The organism is Photobacterium minamisatsumaniensis, from assembly GCF_050336695.1.
In the GTDB taxonomy this organism is placed as follows: Bacteria; Pseudomonadota; Gammaproteobacteria; order Enterobacterales; family Vibrionaceae; genus Photobacterium; species Photobacterium minamisatsumaniensis.
In genome coordinates this window covers 1-19,687 of sequence record NZ_JAKJSI010000060.1, presented here as the reverse complement: position 1 = coordinate 19,687, position 19,687 = coordinate 1, and the positions used below count along the sequence as shown (strand labels likewise).

Here is a 19,687-nt window from a genome sequence, read left to right as displayed (position 1 = left end):
GCCGTGAATAATCTTAATAGTTGTCTAAATAATTGCGTTATTTTGTTGTATATCAGGAGGAAAAAATGAAGTTACATAAATTTATAATGCTGTTGCTGTTTTTACCACAGGCCGTTTTTGCAAACATTGAAGATATTCAGCCACCACAGATAGTTGGTGTTCCTCCCGCCGATGCAGGAAGAGGTTTAGTTCGCGCAAGTGAGAATGAAATTCGTCACTATAATGGTGGAGAAGGTTACGAAGGCCGTAAAATGTTGGTAAGTACCGATAATGGTCTTACATGGGAAGAAAGCTTGGCGTCAGCATCTTACCCCCCTAACTTTGGAGGGATTCCAATTGAGTCACCCGCTATTGCCCCTAACCCAAATACGGGAGAATACGTCCGAGTACAGCCAATTAATGGCTACGTTTTTATTTCCAATGGAGGACTTGATGGCGAGTGGGCCGCTGTTACTAAAGATGGTCAGCTTGACTATAACTGGGAGCAAAGTGATAAAGAGAACCTCCTGACACTTGGTGGTATTATGCGTAATCCAACCTTCGTGAATAATGGTCAACGCATTTTAATTCCATCACACGATATGCGCGTAGGCACAACATTACATATTTCAGATGATGGCGGTCTAACTTGGCGCGCTTCTCAAGACATAATTTCAGCACCACCGCATGAAAAAGACGAGATTCACCAAGGGGTACGATGGCGCAATAGTGGCGTTGAAGGCTCAATTGTAGAGCTCAGAAATGGTCGACTTTGGATTCTAGTACGTACCTCTCAAGACCAATACTATGAAGCGTTCTCGTCAGATTATGGCGATACATGGACAGAATCACAGCCTTCGCGTTTTTTCGGTACATTGACGATGCCAACCATCGGCCGCTTGAAAGATGGGCGTTTACTGGCGCTTTGGACAAATACGATGCCCTTGCCTGAGCATAAGGGAACCCAAGATGATATGTGGGAAGATGTATTTACCAATCGTGACTCTCACCATGCTGCAATCTCAAACAACGATGGTAAAACATGGACTGGATTTCGAGAGGTTATCTTAGATGAACACCGTAATAGTGAAGACTATGCACTTTTAGAGGGTAAGGGTGATAGGGGTAAACAACAAAGTGAATTTGTAGAACTGGATGAGCATCGCGTTCTTATTTCAATTGGGCAACATAAAGAGCATCGCCGCTTGATGATCATGGATACGCGTTGGCTTTACGAGAAAGAACGAAGTGATCATTTTGAAAACGACCTAGAAAATTGGACCGTTCATAGCTATATCCCTGAGGTAAGAGGCCACGTCAGCTATGATCGTAAACAATCGTCTCACCTTGTTGATCTTATTGATAAGCCTGAACATCAAGCGCTGCAAATCAAGAGAGTGAGTGATTCGGAGCTTATTCATATCGAGAACGACCTCAATTATGAAAAAGGCGGTGCGACGTGGAACTTCCCGAATGGAAAGAACGGTCGAGTTGATATTCGCTTTATGCTAAATGAATACAGTGGCGGCACTCAAATCAGCCTCACTGATCGTCTGTTCAATGCTGTTGATGAAACAACGGCGCACTACGCTGTGTATACATTAAATGTTGCTCCAGGAGAGAAAATTGGTGAGCATGAACTCGAAGCAAACCGTTGGTATACCCTTAGCTTAGATTGGAATGGCGTGAAGAAAAACTCGGCTGCTCGAGTCTTACTTAATGGTAAATTCGTAGAAAGACTTAAAATTAATAACACCAGCCCAAATGGCGTTAGTTATCTTCATTTTATATCGACAAGTCAAGAAGCTGATGAAGGAATGTTAATTAAATCTGTACAAGCTTCGGTTAAATAACAAAGGGGAAATGGGTTATTTAAAGTATAAAGTGCAGAATAAAAAGTCGAGGTTATAGATAATATTAAATAAGCAGGCTTTTTAGAGTTCGCCTAGTTAAATTAATAATAAGCCGCCACTATGTTTTTGGGGCGGCTTAATTCTGCGAAGTTATAGAATGATAAATTCAACTTGCCAGCTCACCGCTAAACATATTATCAATCAGTTGTTCAACAGCCGCAGTATTACCAGTAGTACGGAGGTAAGTTCGTAAGCCCATAATTTGAACTTGGACGTATTTAGCGAGTTGATGCGGATCTTTCGATTTGTCTAACTCACCTTTTTCAATGGACTCTTGCAGGACATTAGCAAACGCCTTTTCAATATTGGCGAGAAGGAGCCTTGCTTCTGTGAGTAGAACCCCATGCTCTTCGGTTAGCTCTGCGATGGTTTTCACCAGCATACACATACCGCTTGGGGCTGTTTGTTGGCTATCAAGCACCGCTTTTTTTATGAATATTTTCAGGGCTTCGAGTGGCGAGCTGGTGTCAGATCGGCATACTTGAAGGAGATCATGGCTAGTACTTGCGTAGTGTTGAATTGCTTCTTTGAACAAGCTTTCCTTACTACCAAAAGCGGCATAAATACTACCTGGACGCAGGTTGATGACATCCTGCAGGTTTCTCATTGAAGTCCCGTGAAAGCCTTTTTCCCAATATAGGTTAGTGGCTTTCTTAATGACTTCGTCGCGGTCGAATTTCGCAGTTTTTGCCATGATGTGGTGTTCCTCTCCAACAGCTATGAACGGCCGTTCAATTGTAACCTGAGCGGCCTTTGAGTTCTAGTTGATGTAAGTAGGTAGGGGTAATGAGGCTATTGTTCTGAGGCAAGCTCGGTAAGCACTTGTTTGAGTACTTGCTTATAGGTTTCAACGGTTTGTGCCCCAGTAAGAGCGCTTTCTCGATTAATAACAACCGTTGGTACGGCTGAAATACCCAGTTGTTGCCAATAGGCTTCTTGATTGCGTACTTCTTCACCAAATGCATGGTCTTCAAGTCTTCTAACGGCTTCATTGATATCTAGACCAACCGTTTGAAGTTCTTGAAGTAACGTGTCTCTCTCTGAGATATCTTTATGCTCACTGAAGTATGCACTAAAAAGGCGTAATTTAAGTTCGGTTTGATTGCCTGACTCTTTGGCGTATTCTAACAAAACGTGCGCATCCAGTGTGTTAACCATTTTCATATCGTCAAAGAAGTCGAAGGTGAACCCGTGTTCAGCCCCAGCTTGGGTGATTCTGGCTCTTGATTGCGCACTTTCTTTGGCGCTAGAACCGTATTTTTTCATAATATGTTCACGGAGGTTTTCCCCCTTTGATGGCATATCCGGATTAAGCTCAAACGGCTGCCATTCAATCTCGATTCTATCTTGTAAGCCAAGCTCAGAGATGGCGGCTTCTAAATGTTTATAGCCGACTGCACACCATGGGCAAACCACGTCGGAAATAATGTCGAGTTTAATTTTTTCAGTCATGATGTTTTCTCTTTGTAATGGTTTGATAAGGGCTGCCCCGTCGACTTGAGATAACTATAGAGTTATCTGAACGGTCGTTCAATGTGTTTTTGATGAAGCATAAAAGGTGAATTTCAGAATGGCTAGAGTTGTTTGTTTAATTAATTGATAACGGTGAGGAATATGAAATTAGGCGTGGCGAAAATACTTCCCCGGCGTTGCGCCGAACTGTTTTTTGAACACCGAGACGAAGGCTGATACGGAATCGTAGCCGCACTCTAATGATACTTTTGTTACAGGGTCACCATGCTCGAGTTGACTCAAGGCTTCTAATAATCTTAGCCGTTGTCGCCATTGTTGAAAGTTAAGCCCAGTTTCTTGTTTGAACAGGCGACTGATACTTCTACCTGATAAACCGACTTGTTCACCGAGTTGCTCAATATCGGTTTGCTGAGCAATATCGGCTTGTAACCTTTGTGCGATAGTGAGCAAGCGTTTGTCGCTTGGCATGACGAGTTGTGTAGTGGCTGTTGGCAGCAAAGAGATCTGATCGACCAGTACTTGGACTAAACGACTATCTGTGCCATTAAGAGTGTAATGACTATCAAACTGGCAAAATTGTAAGACAAGCTCTCTTACCAGTGGCGATATGCTGCATACTCTTGGCTGGTGCCAACTAGCCTCATTGAGAAGATCTGATGAAATATACAAGCTACGCATTTGCGCTGCGCCATTGGAAATAACTCGGTGGTTCACGCCTTCTGGTATCCAAATAGCATATTGTGGTGGCGCGACATAATGACCATCTTGAGTGTGCACAACCAATATACCCTCAACAGCATAGGACCATTGGCCCCAATGGTGGGTATGCCATTGAGTGTGGCTGCCAGAGTCATCCCAGTTTTCAACGCGAGCATAGACCGGGCGAGGCAACGTTTTGAACGTGGGTATAGGACGTTCTTGTCTGGTATGCGACATATTATGGCTTATTTGCGATAGCAGGAAATGATGTTTAGCGTAACCTATTGTGTAATGGATGCCAACCTGCCGTCAGGGACACGTTGGCACAATATGATCACAAGTAGGTGCAGAGTGCTAGGTAAGATAGTTAAGTATTTTAAGAAAGAATGGTTTTTAAGCGGTATGTTAATGGCAATCGTACTGGCTGTTATTATGCCCATGGTTGGGCAAACAAACGGTTTATTACACCTTGATAAAGTAACCGCGCTAGGTATTGCATTAGTATTCTTCTTACATGGGGTAGGGCTATCGCCTCAAGCGATTAAGCAAGGGGTGAAAAACTGGAAATTACACCTATTTGTTCAGAGTGCTACGTTTATTGCTTACCCTCTGCTATGGCTTATCTTTGGCTCAGCATTTCATGCCATGATGCCTGCCGCACTGGCATTTGGTTTCTGTTACCTGTTTGTTTTGCCAAGCACTATCTCCTCTTCGGTAGCGATGACCAGTGTCGCCAAAGGTAATATTCCGGGTGCGATCTTTAATGCTTCATTATCGAGTTTGCTGGGTGTCGTGATCACGCCGCTTCTTATCCAAGTTTTCATGGGTATGGAAGGCGTGCAAATGGACATTCTAGCAACGGTCAAATCTATCGCAATCATGCTGTTGTTGCCAATGGTACTGGGTCAACTAGCACGTTCAGCCCTAATGAAGACACTGGAGAGACATAAAGCCATCATCAATAAAATCGATAAGTGGGTCATTTTGATGATTGTGTTCAACGCATTTAGTGATTCAGTGGTTGATGGAATATGGCAAGATTTCGCGCTTTCGACATTGTTACTGACGTTAGCACTTACTACCGTGATTTTGCTGGTAGTCGTACATAGTATGCAGTGGTTTGCTCGTCGTGCTGGCTTTAGTCGTGAAGACGAAATTGCTGCAGTGTTTTGTGGTACCAAGAAAACACTGGCAGCGGGTGTACCCATGGCAAAAGTAATATTTGGTGCAAATCCAATGATAGGCATGATGCTGCTGCCCATTATGTTCTACCATCAAATTCAGATTTTTTACTGTGCGATTTTGGCGAACCGCTATGCAAAAGAGAAAAGAGAGTAATACGGTTATGGTCGTTGCTTAAAAGGTAAGTATTGAGAGGTTTGCACTAAAATGCTTTTAAATATAAAATGGTGTTTTTTATTTTGTAGGTAATAGAATACTAGCTGCTAAGTATTGGTGTTATATTGGTAAGTTTATGAATATTATAAAAAACCTTTTTATGATTGCCTTTAACGTGGTGATTACTGTGTTGATCCTCGCTGGGATGGTGATGGCCACGATTTCACTAGAGAATCAGTTTTACCCCGTCGGTGAATATTTCCATTATGTAAGCTCTTTTTTGATGCAGGCGGTGATCATCATTCAAATTTTCAGAGTGGGTTATAAGTATATTTATCAACCAATTAAAGAAAGTAAGCAGCATCGTTGATTGTTTGAAAAGGTTATATTGATAGAGCCCGCGATAAAGCGGGCTCTTGCCGTTTTATTTGTAGATTTTATTTCAAGTCAATCTGGTGAGTTTGCATAACTGTAGTGCTATTACTTTTAGTTGAACCGCTAGCGGAGACACGAAACCCGACGGTGGCATAAAATAAAATGAACGCGTAGCACCCAAAGCCAAGCCAGAAGGTATCGGCAATGAATAGGCGATCTGCGAGCAAGGCTTGGGCAAAGGGCAATATTGCTCCGCCACACCCTGCCATCACCAAGATACCCGTTGCTTTCGCCATGTTATCCCCAAGGTTTTTAACCGCGAGTGAGAATATCACCGGATACATGATGGAATGGCAAAGTCCTAGTGATACCAGCAAGAGCCCACCGCTTCTACTTGGGAGTAGAATAGCTGTTAAGGCAAAACAAGCCGCAAGCACTGTGTTCAAGATTAATATTTTGCGGGCATTAATTTTAAGAAATAAGACAGTGCCGATCAGGCGGCCGATCATTGCCCCTGCCCAATAAATCGCGATGTAGCGACTGGCTTCCGCAAAGCTCATGCCACCCGCATTACTCAGGTAACTAATGAGAAAAGTACCAGTGCTTACTTCTGCACCGGTATAACAGAATATCGCAATTACCCCGAGCCAGAAATGGCGCTGCTTTATCGCCATAATGCGATTTGGCTTTGACGGGTCATTCGAGTGCCTCGTCGCTGGCATTGCAGGATAGGCAATAGGCATTTTTCTTAGTGCGAAACTCATGATAGTCACGAGTACAGTCAAGCTGATGAAGGGGATCAGGACGTTGTTGGCTTGCTCAGCTGTTGTTTGTTCATAGCTACGGAATAAAAAACCGGCTGCAAGCATGGGGGCAAGTGTGACGCCAAGCGCGTTAACGGTTGAACTAAATGTGAGGCGTTGTGAAGCGCCAGCTTCAGGACCAAGATCAGCAATTATCGGGTTCGTAACGACTTGTAAGGCGGTAACGGCTACGGCGACTACAGAAATTGCCACTAATGTTGCTGTGTAAGAGGCATACGCACCTGCTGGCAGTATAAGCAAACAACCAAGAGCGGAGCATATTAACGAGAGCTGTAAACTTGATTTAAAGCCGATTCGACCTATAAGCGCTGCGGTAGGAAGGCTAGCTAAAATGGGGGTCGAAGAGAAGATGACCTGTACCCAAATAGACTGGGTATAGCTAAGTGAATAAACGTCTTTTAAATAGGGTACAAGCAGGTTGGTTGTTGCGGTCAGCATTCCCCATATTAAAGGAACAAGACTGATTAACCACAAGCTATGCGTGTGGTTTAGTGTTGGTTTTATTTTCATGGATGTAGAGCCGAGAATGAAATGAACAGCAATTCATGGCGACCAAGCAATGTGCTTATTGCCGGCACCATGAATATCTAGGTTTACTGATGAACTTTAGCCTTTAAACTTTAGCCCTTAAGTAAGTCGGTTAATGCGGGGATGCTGGCTTGAATAGCATAACCACCTGAGACTTCATTGAGGATAACGTCAGCACTTGCTTCTTGAAGGATCACAACACCAGCCATAATGTCCCATGCGTTAAGAAAATCTTCACGATAGCCATCGAAACGACCAGCAGCAACATGCGCTAAACCGAGGGCCGCTGAACCATGGCGGCGATGTTCGATGCCATGATCCAGCAATCGTTTCATGGTCGTGAGGTAAGTATCGAGAGGCATTTTGGCGGAATACCCCAGATTAACTAAACCGACCATGTCATTGCTACCTTGGTTGACTTTGAGAGGCTGCTCATTAAGCCATGCCCCTTCGCCGTGTAGTGCAGAAAACAGCTCGTCATGGCAAGGGTCGTAAATTGCACCAATGACAGGTACCCCATCAACTAAGTAGGCGATAGAAACACACCACATTGGCTGTTTGCGAAGAAAATTGGTTGTGCCGTCAATCGGGTCAACGACCCAGATACCGGTGGTGTTATCGTTATCGCTTTCTTCGTCATTATGTTGACCACTACCTTCTCCGCTCTCTTCACCTAAGAATCCATCTTGAGGGAACGTTTGTGTGAGTTGCTGACGAATAAATATTTCTGTTTCTTTATCGGCTTCACTCACAAAATCTTGTTGGCCTTTAACATCAATAGTCAGGCCATCTTTAATCAGTTTTCTTTGGTAGTTGTAGGCTAGCTGGCCTGCTTCTTTCGCGAGTTGGCAAACGAAGGTATAGCGCTGTTGTAGTTCGTTGTTCATTGTTATTCCATTACAGTGAGTCACGGCGGATCAAAGAGACATCCAGATGATAGGTACGGGCTTGTTGTTCTGGGTTTTGAATTCGGCTGATAAGCAGTTCAACCGAGCGGGCCGCCATTTTATCTGTTGCTTGTTTGATCGTGGTTAATTGATAGCTCTTCCATTTAGCTTGCAGCATGTCATCAAAGCCTGCGATTGGCAGGTTGGCGAGAATATCTTGGCCTTGGGTCTCTCTGATTCCATCAATGACGCCCAATGCGAGATAATCATTAGTGCAGAAAATACCATCTGGTTGAGTGGTTAATTGAGACAGAGTATCAGCGGCCTCTAGCCCACCTTGATAACAGTGGGTATGTGGATAAACGACCTCTGTCGTTAGCCCTATTTGCTGGGCGTATTGGCAAAACAGTTGTTCACGCTTTCGGATACTGTAGGAGTTAGCTTCCGAGCTGACGACGACAATATGCTGGCATTGCTTCTCTCGAAAGGCATCAAGAATTAACTTAATGCCTTTGATGTTGTCGCAAAATACGCGATCGACAAAAGGGTGTTCATCTTGCTTATTGATGAGTACGACGGGTACCTGATGCTCAGCACAGTTTTGATAGATAGCCGCAGGTGGCGTATCTGAGGTAATAATCACGCCAGATACGTTGTAATGCAGAAGCATATCAATGACCTGCGAGCTGTCTCGCCCTTTTGCCGTCGGGATCAGCAGAGGGCGATAGTTATTGGCCAAAATTGCTTCGCTTAAATCATTTACCTGTTGGCTACGGAATGGGTTATCCATATCCGCCACCACTAAACCCACCAAGTCAGAGCGCTGGCGGTTTAGACTGCGTGCAAGGTGATTAACGCGATAGCCAAGCGCTTTCGCAGCAATAAGTACTTTCCCTTTTGTCGCTTCTGAGACATAGCCGTTATTAGAGAATGTCCGAGAGACCGCGGCTCGGGAAACCCCAGCTGCTTTTGCGACGTCAACAGACGTGACTTGTTTTACCTTGGCGTTACTCAAGTGCTACTCCTGTGCCAGCCATAGTTTGTAGGCTTTGGTAAAGGCAAAAGGATGATCGATATTAACCATATCCGGTTGTAACTTGATAAGTTCAATCCACGAGTTAAGATCGCTACCCGGATAGCGAAGCATCACTTTGATCCCTTGGTCTCGACACTGGCTAAACTCGTCTAAGTTATCAATTAGGTAGTCATACTCAATAATAGCGGGCTTACCTGCTTCGACGAGCAATTCTAACGAAGCAAAATCTTGACGGCGTTTCATGAGTTTTGCATCGGGGTAGCGGGTACGTATTTGGTCGAGATATTCGCTGTTAAAGCTCCAAAAGAAACAACGATCGATAGCATTGTGCTGAATGACTTCTTGCATAACGTGGTCGACATTTGCTTCTTTTAGTTCAACATACAGTTGACCATCAAAGTTAGCGGAGAGCACAAGGTAATCAGCAAAAAGCTTAACGTGTTCTTGCTTAAAACTTTTATCGAACCAGCTTCCCGCATCGCTCCCCATTAGCTGGTGGCTGTCTAATTCGCGGATTAAGCCCTGCAAGCTGGTCGTGCGATCAGCGGTTAAATCGTGGATCACCATCAATTTACCATCGGCACTGGTATTGAGATCCAGCTCAATGACTTTGGCACCCATACGATAACCAATAACCGCACTTGCTTGAGTATTTTCTGGTGCGACATCATTGGCACCACGGTGTAATACCAATTCGATGGGGTTACTCGGATCTGGGCGATGGCCTGTAATTAATTCAGGGAGATCTGAACAGATGCCTACCACCGGCATCTTGATCAGTTTTTCAATTTCGCTTGGTCGTTCTTCATGCCAAATAATGACGGGTAAGTTCAGGCTTTTTGCCTTGTCCATCAGTGCTGGGGTTAAGAGCTTATGTGGTGTATCTGAAGCACGCTCCCAGCAGAGGTGAATCATATCGGCTTTTGCTTTTTCTGCTTGTTCGAATGGGCAATCACCCACACGAACAAGTACCGAAAGTGGGTAAGGGCAGCTATGCTCATCCAGCTCGGCGACCCACCCAGGAGTAAAACTGCCAATACTGATATTCTCGTACGGTTGTGTATCAAGAATACGTAATACTTCCAGACCAGCCCCTTCACCTTTCAATTCAATATAAAGGCCACAATCGGTGTCGATTGCCAGTGCAAGTACCTGTTCGAACGTTGGTACCTGCTCGCCATTGAACAAAACATGCTGTTGCAGGGCTTTGTAGGTCATTTTAGATATATCAACATCAATACCTGCGGTGTGCATGAGATTATCATCGTGACTCACAACACAGATGCCATCAGCGGTTAAGCGAACATCAATTTCCCACATTTCAGCGTTGAGTTTTGCGGCGTAGGCAAATGCTTCAAGTGTGTTTTCTAACTTATGGCCACTTGCACCACGGTGGGCAATGCAAAGAGGAAACTGATTAGCTCGATTAACTAGCTTTTTTAAACGTTGCTGGCGCAGCATGTAGGCGGTCTCCTTGTTGGTCGAAAATTAGAATGTGTTTAGCTTTAATAGCCCAATGAACAGTATCGCCAAGGCTTAGGTCATCACGTACAGGTTGGATTGTGCGGATGATGTTGCCATCGGGTAGTTTTAGGTCATAGAGGTTTTCACGGCCTTGGTTTTCAATGAAACACACTGTCGCAGTATTTTCTTCGCTGCTGTTTTCTTGGCTACATAGAATGACGTGCTCTGGGCGTAAGCCAACTTTAACGGTTTGATTATCGCTGTGCCCTTCAACGAGCGGCAGGGTGATACCATCTTCGCCGTTGATAAAACGGTTGTTGCAAATCTCACCAGAAATGAATGAAATGGGTGGGTTGCCCAAAAAGCCTGCAACGAATTCATTTACTGGGTTGGAATACATCTCAGTCGGGGCATCAACCTGTACAATCTTGCCACCGTTCATAATGGCAATACGATCACACATACTCATCGCTTCCACTTGGTCATGGGTAACCAAGACAGCGGTAATGCCCGTTTCTTGTTGAATACGGCGTATTTCAGATCGCATATCAAGGCGTAACTTGGCATCAAGGTTGGCCAGTGGCTCATCCAGTAGCAATACATCCGGTTCACGTACAATGGCACGAGCTAAAGAAACACGTTGCTGTTGGCCGCCAGACAGTTCAGCTGGTTTGCGGTGCAATAAGTTGTCAATTCGAACTAGCTTGGCTATGTCGGTGACTTTGCGTTTAATTTCAGCTTTGCTTTCTTTGCGGATCATCAGCGGAAATGCGATGTTTTCTTCAACAGTCATGTGCGGGTACAGCGCATATGACTGGAAGATCACGCCGACATTGCGTTCTTGCGGTGGTAGCTTCGTGACATCTTTGCCAGCAAAAACAATACTACCGCTGTCAATCTTGTGGATGCCGCTAATGGCAAACAATGTGGTCGACTTTCCGCAGCCTGAGGGACCAAGTAGGGCGATCATTTCACCAGAACCAATTTCTAAGTTCAGGTTGTCAATAACGGTGGTATCCCCAAACGTTTTTGTGAAGTTGTTAATTTGAATACCCATTAGCCTTTATTGCCTCCGCTGTACATGTTCATCAGCTGTTTTTGGAAAATTGCGAAAAGAATGATCACGGGCAGTACATAGAACAGCCCGACAGATTTAAACATTGCCATATCAAAGTTGTTGTCATCGGCGATTAAGCCAGCCAAGTAGACAGATAGAACCTGTGCGTCGTTACCCGGCGCTAATACCTGAGGAAGAATGAACTCACTCCAACTTGCGAGGAATGAAAATATGCCCAGAGCGGTTAATGCAGAGCCAACTTGAGGCAGAACGATTTTACGCCACACGGTAAAACGGCTCGCACCGTCTTGCATGGCCGCCATTTCTATTTCCCATGGCACAGAGTCGTAGAAACCTTTTAAAATCCAAATACCAAATGGCAGCTCAAGTGACGCTTTTACCAAAATCACCCCGATTAAGGTGTCGTATAAGCCGACGTATTGCAGGATCAAAAATATCGCAATTAACAGGGTGACCGTTGGGAATGAGTGCAACACCATCACGCCGCCGAGGAAAAAGCTACGCATTGGAATATTCAACCGCGATAGTGCGTAAGCGGCAGTCGATGCGATACATAGCGTCAGCAAGGTTGAGACCACCGAGAACACAAAAGTATTGAATGTTACGCCCCAAATATTTGGCTTACCGGGTAAGTCTTCCCACAAGAATCGCCAATGCTCTAAGGTGAATTCGTAGGGCAATAGCGCCCCCGGTGCGGTATTAGAGAAAGTATCGATGATGAGATACAGATACATCAGCAACAAAGGGGCACTCAGTACACCTAATGCGATGATAGATTTACGACTGGTACGGATATCTGACATAAATCCTCCTAAATCTCGATACGTGGCTTGGCAACCATCTTTTTGAAGCCAAACATTTTGAGGTAAACGATAGACATCACTATACCGATGGCTACTAATACCATGGCAAGGGCTGCGCCATAACCGTATTGTAAGTTGCCGGCATAATTACTTAATGCTGTGCGGAAGGCACGCAGCGCCCAAACTTCGGTCGAGCCACCAGGGCCGCCGCCTGTTGCAAGCAAGATGTAATCAAATGAAGCCAGTAGTGATAGCGTTTGGTAACAGGTCATGAATAGGATTGGCCAGCGTAACTGGGGCAAAATAATGTAGCGGATCTGCTGCCAGCGATTAGCGCCGTCGACTTCACTTGCCCAGAAATGGCTTTTAGGAATCGCGTTAATCGCAGAAGACAGTACTAACATGCCCATTGATGCACCGACGAAGCCATTAATTAGGACAACGAAAGTCCATGCATGGGTTGGAGTATCGAGCATCCAGTTTTTCGATGCGACCCCGAACATACCAAGCAGGTTTGAAATAAAGCCAGTGTCCCATGCCAACCATTTCCATAGCAGTACATATAGAACTGGCGGGGTGATACGTGGCAGCAACCAAACTGCACGGTAAAAGCCTGCAATATTTTTTGGCATGTAGTGAGTGGCGATTGCTAGCACTAACGCAAAGCCAATATTAAACAAAGTCAACGTGGTGAATACATAGACAATGGTGTTGCTCAAGGCTGTTTTGGTATCAGGCAGCGACGTCATACGCTGATAGTTTTCTTTGGTCCAAACCCAACCTGTGTATGATGCCTTTAGCAGCGCTTCGGCTTCAGTATCTGTTAACGTTATCCCTGCTGCGTTAACGGCAGTAAGCATGTCGGTTTTGGTATCGTATCGTGTTGTACCGACCGAACGCTGAAATTGGTTGGCCATGCCATTCAACTCACGAGTACTACGCGGACTATGGCGTAGTTTACGCATCTCACGTGTTAGCTCACGGCGGTTATCGAATGACTGCCCAAGTAGGTTTGTTTGCATCTGTGCGATAAAGCGTGCATCGGTATCATCTTCTGCAAGCGTATCAAGGCCAGCTTGATCAACGGTGAAGCGGGTTTCCTTTAGCTCGTTAGCAAGCTCATTCATGCCGTAATCGGCACTCAGATTGCGAAGAGCTGAAGGCGTTACTTGGTATGTTCCGCTGCTGATCCCTGTTGCCGTACTCATATTGGTAAATGAGAATACAGCTGTCATAACAACGGGTAGCAGAAAGAATAAGACAACAAAGACCAGAGCGGGTGCCATCATCACTGGCCCTAGTGTTTTTGAACGATTCATGGTGTTCTCTCTATTACCCTCCGGCAAATCTGCCGGAGGGAATTACGGTTTGGATTATTGAATAATCACACCGTTGCCAAGGGTACCGCGAAGCTCTTGTTCCGCGTCGGCGACAGCTTGTTTAGCTGTTTTCTGGCCTGTCCAGCTTGCTTCCAAGCCTTTCCAATAGATGTTCCAAAATGAACCAAAATCAGCGTTGTTTGGCATTGAGCTTGCGTGAGGAAGTAGACGCTCAGTTGCTTCCATTGCCCAGCGGTCGTTGCTGTACAAACCGATATTCATTTGCTCTGGGCTTATACCTAAGTGAGATGACTTAATGGCATGAAGCGTATTAATTCGAGGCTCCGAAGCAATTTTAATTAGCTTGGCTGCGACTTCCATTTTGTCTTCGTTGTCTTGCTGAGTAACAAGGTAAACAACTGGGTGAGTCAGGGTATTTGCATTGTCTTTGTCTTCAGCACTACCCGATGGGATCAGGCTGAACTGTACATTGCCAAAGAAATCGTCGAGACCTTCAGCTTCGGTGTAGCGAGAGTAGTGCCAAGTGCCGCCATGCCAGAAGGCTGCTTTACCGTCTGCGACTTCTGCATACCATTGATCCCAAGGTGTACCAATGTGGTTACGACGAGTAACGCCCATTTCCACGGCATCGATAAAGAATTGGTAGGTTTTCTCCATGGCGGTTTTATCGAAAATTAGGCGACCAGAGTCTGCATCTTGTAGCTTGCCACCAAAGCTGGTGTAAAACTGCCAGAAATCAGGGCCATTGGTCACACGAGGGTAGAAGCCGTAACCTTTTGCGACTAGGCCTTTGTCTTGCGCTTTTTTGGCATCATCTAGCATGTCATATAAGGTGTAATCACCTGATTCGATGCGATCTGGCATGGCTTCTATTGCTGCGTCATCGTAGCCAATACCAGTTAGGTACTCTTTCCACGCAAAGAATGGACGGGCTTCAGAGTCTTGGGGTATGCCATAAACCATACCGTTGAAAGAAGACATTTCGACAAGGTTTGGATACAAATTATTAAGTGGCCATGCATCCATGTCGACATAATCTTCAACCGGTGAAATGAGTCCCGATTGTGCCCAAGGTGCGATATCAACGTGACCTGTTACTACAATGTCGGGCGCAGAGCCAGATTCTGATGCAAGGGTAACAGCCTGCTTGAAACTATCCCAATCAGAGTAGTTACGTTTGTTAACGGTGATTGTTAGCTCTTCACCTACGGCATCGGCTTCTTGCATCAAAATGTTAGCAGCCATCTCGATTGCATCTGTACGGTAATGGTCATTTGGACCTGCGCCACCAGCAACAACAGAGATTTCGTAGTTTGCTGCGCTAGCTAAGCCAGCAGAAGCAAGAGAAAGGCACACTAGGCTGTGCTTCAATGCACGATGTGGTATTCCAGAATTTATCACTGCGTGTCTCCAAGACATAAAGGCAAATTACAACAGAGAGGTAATGTGAACACGTGTACACATTCGATGTTGCACATTATTGGCTTGGAAAGTGACAGTTAGATGATGTGAAGTTGACAGGTGTGTGACAGAAAAGTGAACAAAAAGAGCGAAAACATGCAGCTGGTGAATAAATAATAAGGGAGGTGGCTCCTGTTATATAAATGGAAATATATAGCTAAAGATGGACAATCTTGACTCTTCCATACCCTTATCGTTAAAATCATCGCCATCATATCTATAGGATTTAACGCGCCAATGAAGTACTAACTTCCTGACATCCATTTTATTAGCAATAAACATTTGGACACTAGGGGTTAGTGGGCGTTACTTCGTCATTTCTATCTTGCAGAAAATCAGAGAAATACCGTATCTGAACAATATTCGTTCGTGCGCGGTGTTTGCATCTAAGTAACGGCTTAGCCAATCTATCGTCGATAGAAAGGTACAACCCCTTTTACTTGTTTTCGTAAAAGGAGGTATTTTTATGCCTGCAATATATACACATAAACTGTCATTCCAACTTGATACGGGTGAATGGCTGTTTCGAGATCTCGATCTGAGCTTAAACTGCCGCATTACAGGGTTAGTTGGGCGAAACGGGGCCGGAAAGTCGGTTCTATTTTCTTTGTTACTTGGGGATATTCATCCCAGTCAAGGTTCTGTGTCGTCCCAAGGTAAGATCGCTGCTTATTCACAATTACCTTCTGTCTTGTTAGATAGCAATCAGCGTATCGCAGACTTTCTCGGCATCAACGATAAGATCCTGGCTCTGCGCGCCATAGAGCAGGGTAGCTGTGAACAAGCGCACTTTGATGTGGTTGGAGAAGATTGGGAAATAGAAACCCGTACACTCGATACACTTAAAGCGCTCAAGATCGAGTCGAACCTTAATACCTATTGTCATACTTTGAGCGGGGGACAACTGGCACTTTTGCAGTTACACCAATTGTTCGAATCCGATGCAGACATTCTATTACTCGATGAACCGTCGAATCATTTGGATGCTGGTGGGAGGCAATGGTTAATCGAGCGGCTTCAGCGGTTTGAAGGGAAAATATTACTGATTAGTCACGATCGGACTTTGCTTAGGCATGTCGACGGCATTTATCAGCTAACAAGCTTAGGGCTGCGTTTTTACAGTGGAAACTATGATGCGTTTTCCGAGCAATCATCTATCCAATCATACGCGTTAGATAAGCAGATTCTCCATTTTAAATCAGAACAAAAGCGGCTTGAACGCCAAGCGCAAGCAAATAAAGAAAAGGCGCAGCAAAGAGAAGCGCATGGAAACAGAATAAGAAAATCTGGCAGTCAGCCCAAAATATTAATGGATGCTATGAAGGAAAAAGCAGGGCAAAGCCGAGCAGCCGCTGTGATAAACCAGATGAATCAATTGGAGCGTAATCAAGAGAAATTACAGGTGTTGAAGCAACAAAAGGAAACGTTAAAGCCTCAAGCCATGTATTTACAGCAATCAAGCTGCGTAAAGAAGCGTACCTTGCTAAAGGTTGAAGACTGTCGGTTGAAGTATGGTTCGGGTAAAGCGCTATCGTTCTCGCTCTCTCAAGCCGAACGTGGCTATCTGTCTGGGGGTAATGGCTGTGGTAAATCAACGTTGTTAAAAGCGATCCAAGGGGCTGGCTCTAATTACACCGGAGTCATAAAACTGCACACTGACACCGTGTATTTGGATCAACATTTTGGCTTATTGGAGCTTAACGAAACAATGCTGGTTAGCTTAATGAATAATTGCGAGGGGCTGGCAGAAAGTGACGCTCGGACACTATTGGCAGGCATTGGATTTAGGCGCGACTCTGTATATCGAAAGGTGGCTCATTTAAGTGGGGGAGAGAAAATGAAACTTTCAATGCTAATGATTAGCCATGTGGCGAATTCACCTTTGCTACTGCTTGATGAGCCAGACAACCATTTAGATATTGAGTCTAAACAAATTTTGGCTACAGTGCTGAGGGACTATAAAGGGGCCTTTATTTTAGTCAGCCATGATCAAGATTTCATTGCAGAAGTGGGTGTTAATAAATCGATTATTATGGGCTAAGAAGCGGCTTTTGAACGAAAAGAGCTTAAGGCGAACTAGCCTTAAGCTCTATGCCTGTAATGAGAAGCTTTATTGAAGGTGAGTGTTACTGACAGAGGCTTCTAAGTTTGTCAAAGTAATCCGGGAAAGTCTTCGAGGTGCACTTCGGATCATTGATAGTTACAGCCGAACCACTAAGTGCAATGAGCGAAAAACACATGGCAATACGATGATCATCATAGGTGTCAATCTCAGCGTGCTGTAGATCATTCATTGGCTCAACGATTATGTAGTCGTGCCCTTCTTCTACATTCGCACCGACTTTCCTTAATTCTGTCGCGACAGCTGCCAAACGATCTGTTTCTTTAACTCGCCAGTTATATATGTTGCGGATAGTTGTTGGACCTTTGGCAAATAAAGCGATGATGGCGAGACTCATTGCTGCATCTGGTATATGGTTACAATCGATATCGATACCCACGAGATCATTGCGACGACATTTAATGTAGTCGTCTCCCCATTCAATCACAGCGCCCATTTTTTCAAGAGCATCGGCAAATTGAATATCTCCTTGAATACTGTGCTTGCCAATACCTGTAACTTGTACTTCACCGCCTTTGACCGCAGCAGCGGCTAAAAAGTAGGAGGCAGATGAAGCGTCACCTTCCACTAAAACATTACCGGGAGAAATATATTTTTGACCACTTTTTATTATGAATTGCTGGTAGTTACGGTTTTCAACCTCAACACCAAATCGCTTCATCAATTGAATCGTAATATCGATATAAGGTTTGGAAACTAAGTCACCAAGGATCTCAATGGTGGTATCGTTTTTTGCTAACGGTAAAGCCATCAGTATTGCTGTGAGAAACTGACTCGAAATAGAACCATCGATAGAAACGTTGCCCCCGACTAAACCTGTTCCACTGATTTTAAGAGGCGGATAATTTTCGTTTTCTAGGTACTCAATGTTTGCGCCCGCTTGATCTAAAGCATCAACTAGATGGCCGATAGGCCTCTCTTTCATTCGAGGCTCACCCGTAAGAATGTATTCGCCTTCGCCAAGGCATAATATTGCGGCCAGCGTTCGCATTGATGTGCCAGAATTGCCCAAAAACACCTCTAATGAAGTAGAGCAATTAAATGGTTTTCCTAGGCCTTGAACAGTACATTCCGTTTTGTCGTGAGAGAGTTGATACTCGACACCAAATTGAGTAAGGGCCGTAAGCATATGCTTAGTATCATCACTGTCTAATAAATTAGTTAATTTTGTTGTTCCTTCAGCAAGTGCAGCAAGGACTAATGCTCGATTTGAAATGCTTTTGGAGCCAGGGAGGTTAACGATTCCAGATATTTTTTCGATAGGGTGTAGTGTTAAATGTTCCATCAATTCAGGTTATTCCTTACATTAGCACTGATCTGTGACGATAAAAGTGCTATTAAATCCGTTGTAATAGTAGGGTATTTGATTAAGAACGTATTTCTGTGACATTTTATTTATACTTTTATTAATCAAAATAGTTGCCGATGAACCATGTTGTAGGTGAACCACCAAGCTAAATTCATTTTTATCGCTAGTTGTATCGGTGTATTCAATAATGAGATTGATGCTTCTATACACAACACGACGAGTTATTCCTGAATTTTTGATCTCAACTCTGTTCCAGCATCACGGATTAAGTTTACTGGCGAGAGAATAACGCCTTTCACTGCCCCTTGGGTTGCTTGTTGGGTAAGTTGTTCGCTTTTTTCTACAATCTCGTCAGTCTTCGCAAGAATGATTGGCACGTCTTGGCGTAGGTATTCTGACTCGATAATGACAGCGGGAATAGTGATCTCCCGATAACCTTTACTTTCGACTAATACCGCAGGGAGTATCTCTTTGCGGTAGCTTTCAAGCTCAGCCAACGTATTAGGTAGGGTGGTTGTATTAACAGTTTCGACCGTTTGAATGACGGAAGGAATGGTTTCGCTGCGTATAGCTTTTACTTCATCTAATAATCGTGGAATTTTTTGATCGACTGAAGCAACAGTTTGATTAACATCGTTAATGGTTGTTTTGATGTCGTCAGCCAGTATTAAAGCTTGGGGTGTTAGTGATTCAAAGGTTTTTGCCAGTAACAGCCACTGTTCAATCTCGAGTTTATCCGCCGTGGTGTTGATATCTGCCATCATTTTCGGGTAGGTGTCGACAACTTTATTGATAGTATTGGTGAACGTGTAAATGGTGTAACCCAGGTAAAAAATAGCAATGGCCAGCAACAGCTGTATTGCGGTGCTTAATTGATTTTTCATAAACACATCCATGCATTAACTCAAGACTTATACTTAATCAAATTATATGCCTTAATGTCTTCTCGAGCTAGCTGAGGTTAAGTGTTAATAAGGTAAGCAGGATAAATAATTGTTTAAATGATACAAAGAGCAAAGATTCATTGTATACAGTATTTTATATTGATGGTTATAAAA

General features: G+C 44.3%; 17 protein-coding genes. 4 read left to right on the top strand and 13 right to left on the bottom strand.

Translation table 11 applies throughout. The features are described 5' to 3' along the window. Positions 1-65: 65 nt before the first annotated feature. Positions 66-1,832, top strand: coding sequence for a sialidase family protein (locus L4D78_RS25740; RefSeq protein ID WP_428469573.1), 1,767 nt, complete (start codon positions 66-68; stop codon positions 1,830-1,832). A 166-nt stretch (positions 1,833-1,998) separates the two neighbouring features. Here L4D78_RS25740 and L4D78_RS25735 read toward each other — a convergent pair whose 3' ends face one another. The 3 genes from L4D78_RS25735 to L4D78_RS25725 all read right to left on the bottom strand — a co-directional run bounded on the left by L4D78_RS25735 (position 1,999) and on the right by L4D78_RS25725 (position 4,301). Next, on the bottom strand, positions 1,999-2,586 hold the full coding sequence (locus tag L4D78_RS25735; protein ID WP_428469572.1) for a TetR/AcrR family transcriptional regulator: 588 nt from the start codon (positions 2,584-2,586) through the stop codon (positions 1,999-2,001). A gap of 98 nt (positions 2,587-2,684) precedes the next feature. Further along, on the bottom strand, positions 2,685-3,344 hold the full coding sequence (locus tag L4D78_RS25730) for a DsbA family oxidoreductase (RefSeq protein WP_428469571.1): 660 nt from the start codon (positions 3,342-3,344) through the stop codon (positions 2,685-2,687). Positions 3,345-3,512: 168 nt separating this feature from the next. Then, positions 3,513-4,301 carry an AraC family transcriptional regulator gene (locus L4D78_RS25725; protein ID WP_428469570.1) on the bottom strand — a complete coding sequence of 263 codons (789 nt, stop codon included), beginning with the start codon at positions 4,299-4,301 and terminating at the stop codon, positions 3,513-3,515. A gap of 93 nt (positions 4,302-4,394) precedes the next feature. On the opposite strand from L4D78_RS25725, the gene L4D78_RS25720 reads away from it, so the two are divergent. Together L4D78_RS25720 and L4D78_RS25715 are read left to right on the top strand one after the other, a co-directional pair. Further along, positions 4,395-5,402, top strand: coding sequence for a bile acid:sodium symporter family protein (locus L4D78_RS25720; RefSeq protein WP_428469585.1), 1,008 nt, complete (start codon positions 4,395-4,397; stop codon positions 5,400-5,402). A gap of 136 nt (positions 5,403-5,538) precedes the next feature. Next, positions 5,539-5,772: a hypothetical protein gene (locus L4D78_RS25715; protein WP_428469569.1), complete on the top strand. Its 234-nt coding sequence runs from the start codon at positions 5,539-5,541 to the stop codon at positions 5,770-5,772. 67 nt (positions 5,773-5,839) lie between these two features. Here the strand turns inward: L4D78_RS25715 and gluP are convergent, their stop codons facing one another. The 8 genes from gluP to L4D78_RS25675 form a co-directional block, all read right to left on the bottom strand. After that, the gene (gluP, locus tag L4D78_RS25710; protein WP_428469568.1) at positions 5,840-7,111 is read right to left on the bottom strand and encodes a glucose/galactose MFS transporter; all 1,272 of its coding nucleotides are present in this window, start codon (positions 7,109-7,111) and stop codon (positions 5,840-5,842) included. Positions 7,112-7,221: 110 nt separating this feature from the next. Further along, on the bottom strand, positions 7,222-8,016 hold the full coding sequence (locus L4D78_RS25705; RefSeq protein WP_428469567.1) for an inositol monophosphatase family protein: 795 nt from the start codon (positions 8,014-8,016) through the stop codon (positions 7,222-7,224). A gap of 10 nt (positions 8,017-8,026) precedes the next feature. Continuing rightward, positions 8,027-9,031, bottom strand: a complete 1,005-nt coding sequence (locus tag L4D78_RS25700; protein WP_428469566.1) for a LacI family DNA-binding transcriptional regulator — start codon at positions 9,029-9,031, stop codon at positions 8,027-8,029. Between the two features lie 3 nt (positions 9,032-9,034). Then, the gene (locus L4D78_RS25695; protein ID WP_428469565.1) at positions 9,035-10,513 is read right to left on the bottom strand and encodes a glycerophosphodiester phosphodiesterase family protein; all 1,479 of its coding nucleotides are present in this window, start codon (positions 10,511-10,513) and stop codon (positions 9,035-9,037) included. Continuing rightward, complete coding sequence (locus tag L4D78_RS25690) at positions 10,479-11,573, bottom strand: ABC transporter ATP-binding protein (RefSeq protein ID WP_428469564.1); 1,095 nt, start codon at positions 11,571-11,573, stop codon at positions 10,479-10,481. Before L4D78_RS25690 ends, L4D78_RS25695 begins: the two co-directional genes overlap by 35 nt. Next, positions 11,573-12,397, bottom strand: a complete 825-nt coding sequence (locus L4D78_RS25685; RefSeq protein ID WP_428458066.1) for a carbohydrate ABC transporter permease — start codon at positions 12,395-12,397, stop codon at positions 11,573-11,575. Before L4D78_RS25685 ends, L4D78_RS25690 begins: the two co-directional genes overlap by 1 nt. Before the next feature lie 8 nt (positions 12,398-12,405). Further along, the gene (locus L4D78_RS25680) at positions 12,406-13,716 is read right to left on the bottom strand and encodes a carbohydrate ABC transporter permease (RefSeq protein ID WP_428458067.1); all 1,311 of its coding nucleotides are present in this window, start codon (positions 13,714-13,716) and stop codon (positions 12,406-12,408) included. Between the two features lie 54 nt (positions 13,717-13,770). After that, the gene (locus tag L4D78_RS25675) at positions 13,771-15,138 is read right to left on the bottom strand and encodes an ABC transporter substrate-binding protein (RefSeq protein ID WP_428469563.1); all 1,368 of its coding nucleotides are present in this window, start codon (positions 15,136-15,138) and stop codon (positions 13,771-13,773) included. Positions 15,139-15,664: 526 nt separating this feature from the next. On the opposite strand from L4D78_RS25675, the gene L4D78_RS25670 reads away from it, so the two are divergent. Further along, positions 15,665-17,239, top strand: coding sequence for an ATP-binding cassette domain-containing protein (locus L4D78_RS25670; protein WP_428469562.1), 1,575 nt, complete (start codon positions 15,665-15,667; stop codon positions 17,237-17,239). Positions 17,240-17,324: 85 nt separating this feature from the next. Here L4D78_RS25670 and aroA read toward each other — a convergent pair whose 3' ends face one another. Continuing rightward, positions 17,325-18,605, bottom strand: coding sequence for a 3-phosphoshikimate 1-carboxyvinyltransferase (gene aroA, locus L4D78_RS25665; protein ID WP_428469561.1), 1,281 nt, complete (start codon positions 18,603-18,605; stop codon positions 17,325-17,327). Positions 18,606-18,850: 245 nt separating this feature from the next. Further along, a complete protein-coding gene (locus L4D78_RS25660; RefSeq protein WP_428469560.1) occupies positions 18,851-19,513 on the bottom strand; it encodes a hypothetical protein in 663 nt (220 codons plus the stop codon). Positions 19,514-19,687: the final 174 nt, after the last annotated feature.

Bases quoted from the DNA above. Each gene is read 5' to 3' on its own strand.
- L4D78_RS25740 (WP_428469573.1), top strand. From the start codon at position 66: ATGAAGTTACATAAATTTATAATGCTGTTGCTGTTTTTACCACAGGCC.
- L4D78_RS25735 (WP_428469572.1), bottom strand. From the start codon at position 2,586: ATGGCAAAAACTGCGAAATTCGACCGCGACGAAGTCATTAAGAAAGCC.
- L4D78_RS25730 (WP_428469571.1), bottom strand. From the start codon at position 3,344: ATGACTGAAAAAATTAAACTCGACATTATTTCCGACGTGGTTTGCCCA.
- L4D78_RS25725 (WP_428469570.1), bottom strand. From the start codon at position 4,301: ATGTCGCATACCAGACAAGAACGTCCTATACCCACGTTCAAAACGTTG.
- L4D78_RS25720 (WP_428469585.1), top strand. From the start codon at position 4,395: ATGATCACAAGTAGGTGCAGAGTGCTAGGTAAGATAGTTAAGTATTTT.
- L4D78_RS25715 (WP_428469569.1), top strand. From the start codon at position 5,539: ATGAATATTATAAAAAACCTTTTTATGATTGCCTTTAACGTGGTGATT.
- gluP (WP_428469568.1), bottom strand. From the start codon at position 7,111: ATGAAAATAAAACCAACACTAAACCACACGCATAGCTTGTGGTTAATC.
- L4D78_RS25705 (WP_428469567.1), bottom strand. From the start codon at position 8,016: ATGAACAACGAACTACAACAGCGCTATACCTTCGTTTGCCAACTCGCG.
- L4D78_RS25695 (WP_428469565.1), bottom strand. From the start codon at position 10,513: ATGCTGCGCCAGCAACGTTTAAAAAAGCTAGTTAATCGAGCTAATCAG.
- L4D78_RS25690 (WP_428469564.1), bottom strand. From the start codon at position 11,573: ATGGGTATTCAAATTAACAACTTCACAAAAACGTTTGGGGATACCACC.
- L4D78_RS25685 (WP_428458066.1), bottom strand. From the start codon at position 12,397: ATGTCAGATATCCGTACCAGTCGTAAATCTATCATCGCATTAGGTGTA.
- L4D78_RS25680 (WP_428458067.1), bottom strand. From the start codon at position 13,716: ATGAATCGTTCAAAAACACTAGGGCCAGTGATGATGGCACCCGCTCTG.
- L4D78_RS25670 (WP_428469562.1), top strand. From the start codon at position 15,665: ATGCCTGCAATATATACACATAAACTGTCATTCCAACTTGATACGGGT.
- aroA (WP_428469561.1), bottom strand. From the start codon at position 18,605: ATGGAACATTTAACACTACACCCTATCGAAAAAATATCTGGAATCGTT.
- L4D78_RS25660 (WP_428469560.1), bottom strand. From the start codon at position 19,513: ATGAAAAATCAATTAAGCACCGCAATACAGCTGTTGCTGGCCATTGCT.